Origin of the sequence: Cryobacterium sp. 10I1 (assembly GCF_035019805.1) — a bacterium.
GTDB classification, from domain to species: Bacteria; Actinomycetota; Actinomycetes; order Actinomycetales; family Microbacteriaceae; genus Cryobacterium; species Cryobacterium glucosi.
Window position 1 is genome coordinate 1 of the sequence record NZ_JASJVF010000337.1, and the last position, 2914, is coordinate 2914.

Annotated in this window: 2 protein-coding genes; both read right to left on the reverse strand. The window is 67.7% G+C overall.

Annotation, left to right across the window (positions count from 1 at the left end; genetic code table 11):
• Positions 1 to 776: 776 nt before the first annotated feature.
• Positions 777 to 1745: an acetylxylan esterase gene (locus QN345_RS17580; protein WP_134561254.1), complete on the reverse strand. Its 969-nt coding sequence runs from the start codon at positions 1743 to 1745 to the stop codon at positions 777 to 779.
• A 94-nt stretch (positions 1746 to 1839) separates the two neighbouring features.
• Entirely contained in the window at positions 1840 to 2805 is a 966-nt protein-coding gene (locus QN345_RS17585; RefSeq protein ID WP_322189644.1) for a hypothetical protein, read from the reverse strand.
• Positions 2806 to 2914: the final 109 nt, after the last annotated feature.

The following is a 2914-nucleotide window of genomic DNA, read 5'->3' on the forward strand; positions in this document are numbered from 1 at the left end:
CGCCCCCGCCGTTCACGACCCCAGTGACAGGTGGTGGGTTTGAGCACTGGCTCGCGAGGTTCTTCCAACCCCCACACGGATCCCTCTCGGTGGCGAATCCTGCAAAACCCAATAGTGCGGGCAATAGGACGGAGATCAGCAATAGTTCGTGCCGGACCATGTGACCGACTCCTCTACAAGCAGCCGTCGACTCTGACTAGCGAGAGTGAAACGAACTTCAAGGGGATAGCGACGGGCTACGTCTGTTGAGACCCGACTAGCCCCCGACGCGTCTACCAGATCGGCTTGCGACGTATCCAGGCAAAGGTACGTTGTGACTTTCCCGGATGCCAAGTCAGTGCTCTGCAATCTCAGGGAGTCAAATTTCAGTTCCCCAATACCGTGGAGCCCCCCTTCAGCTAGGCCGTGAAACGATTGAATCTCATCGTCAAGCGCTCCTCCGGTGGCGACGGCGGACATCCGCTCGGGTGCCATCCCGCCCTCGTGGCCGATCTGCGTCGATAGCGCCTGGTACTCGGTGAATGACTTTCGCGCGGCCTCAAGGGCGTCGGCCTCTGAGGCGAAAGCGGGCGCATCCGCTGTCGGAGACGCGGACGGGCTCGCGAACGGCGCCGGCGACGACGCGCACCCGGACAGGGCGATCAGACCGGCTACGGACACGGCGGCGCACAGGGTCGTCGTCGCCAGTCGGTACCTCGCGCGGATCCGCATGCGGTCACGTTAGAACACTTGGGGACATCCCGCTCGAGTTATCCACAGGGCAAGCAGACGCGTGCTTAGAGGATGCGCTCCTCGAGCCAGGCGGCCTGCCGCAGCCAGTGGTGCCCGGATCCGCCCTCGTGCTGGTTGAACGGGTAGACCTCGATGTCCGCCTCGCCCGCGTAGTGGTTGAGGGCGGCGAAGACCGTCGACGGCGGGCAGACCGGGTCCATCAGGGCGACGGAGAAGAGGGCGGGAGCGGTCGCGCGCTTGGCGAAGTTCACGCCGTCGAAGTAGGAAAGAGTCGTGAAGGTCTGCTCGACGAGGTCGCGGTGCACCGAGAGGTACCGCACGATCTCCTGGTACGGGTCCCCGTCGGTGATCTCGACGGCCCGCTCGAAGTGGCAGAGGAACGGCACCTCGGGCATGACCCCGATGAGCCCCTCGCTGAGGCCAGCGGCCGCGAGCGCGATGCCGCCGCCCTGGCTGCCGCCGCACACCGCAACGCGGGTCGGGTCGACCCGGTCGATCGTGCGCACGGCGTCGATCGCGCGCGCGGCATCCGTGAAGACCCGGCGGTAGTAGTAGTCGTGCGGCCGCTCGATCCCGCGGGTCACGAACCCGGGGGCGGACGGCCCGGTGCCGTTCGGGTCGGGTGTCTCGCCGCCGGAGCCCCAGACGCTGCCCTGGCCCCGCGTGTCCATGAACAGGTAGGCATAGCCGGCCGTCACCCACGCGAGGTTCTCGTGCGGGAGTCCGCGGCCTCCGCCGTAGCCGTTGTACTCGACGACGGCCGGCAGCGGGCCGGTCGTGCCCGCCGGCACCAGGAACCAGGCGCGCACGGGCTGTCCCGCGAAACCGTTGAAGGTCATGTCGTAGACCTCGACCTGGCTGAGCGGGGAGTCGACCCGGGTCAAGTGCGGTTCGTCGGGAAAACGGCGGGCGTCCGCGAGGGTGTCCTCCCAGAACTCGTCGAAGTCGTCCGGCTCAGCGACGACCGGCCGGTAGTCGCGGAGCTCGGGCAGGCTGAGGTCGTAGCGGGACACAGAAAGCCTTTCGGTGAGGCACGGATGCGACCGGCCGCGCAGACACCTCGGCGACGATCGATCTCGTCCCCAGCCTAGTGTTGGCGCACTCCGCTCAACTCCGGCCCGCTGCCCGCTTCTTGTAATAATCCCGCCAGATCAGGCGGTGGATCGGAATCCACCGCGGGATGTCCCGCAGGCCAGGGATGAAGGGCACGAGCGTCAACAGCACGCTCAGCACGAGCATCAGGAGCACGACGAGCAGGTCGGCGTTGGGGGCTGACGCGAACGGCTCGATCTGGTACCAGAACGAGAAGAGCCACAGCCAGGACTGACCGGGGGTGTTCCCGGTCTCGTTCATCATGCCCAACTGGTCGCCGGTGAGATGCGCCGCGGTCGCGAGGTCACCGAAGTAGGCACCGTCGCCGAGGAACAGGATCGTGCGGGTGTAGTCGGAGTTGTAGAACGACTGCTGGGCGTTCAGCACGCCGTCGAGGGCGCCCTGGCTTGCCATTGTGAGGAGCGCATCCGTCAGGACCGGCACCGGGCCGTAGTCGCCGGTGGCGACCTGGGCTGGGTCGCCATCGGGGGCGTTCGTGAGGGCATCCGTGTATGCGGCGGTCCAGTCGGCCTTCTCGGTGTCACTCCCGGCGTTCCACGCGTCGAGAGCGGCGCTCGGCGGAGCGTTGAGGGTCGTCAGCGGGGTGATCACGAGGTCCTGGGCCGTATCGATCGGCAGCTGCACGCCGGAGAAGCTCTGCAGGTCGAATGCCCCGATGGTCTGGGTCGCGTCGGCGGTGGTGTTGTACGGCGGGCCGTAACCGGCGGTCTCGCTCGTGCCGCCGAGCTCGGCGGTCGCGGTGGCCACGAAGTCGGCGGGCTGGGCCTGGGCCCAGGACTTGAGGGTCACGCTCGGTTCGTCGGGCGAGCCGACGATCGCCGAGAGACCAACGATCACGAGCCCGACGACGACGAGGGCGACCGTGAGTTCCTTGAAGAGGTCGTACTCGCGCACGGTGCCGCGCCACGGGCGGCGCGCGAGGCCATCCCGGTCGGAACGGGACATGGTCGGGGCGCTCATCGGGTCGCCTCCGTCCGGTCCGTGCCGCTCAGCTGGGCGTCGGTTTCCGCCGCGTCGATCGGGGGGACGACCCCGTGCATCCGCACCAGGATCACGTGCAGCGCGACGA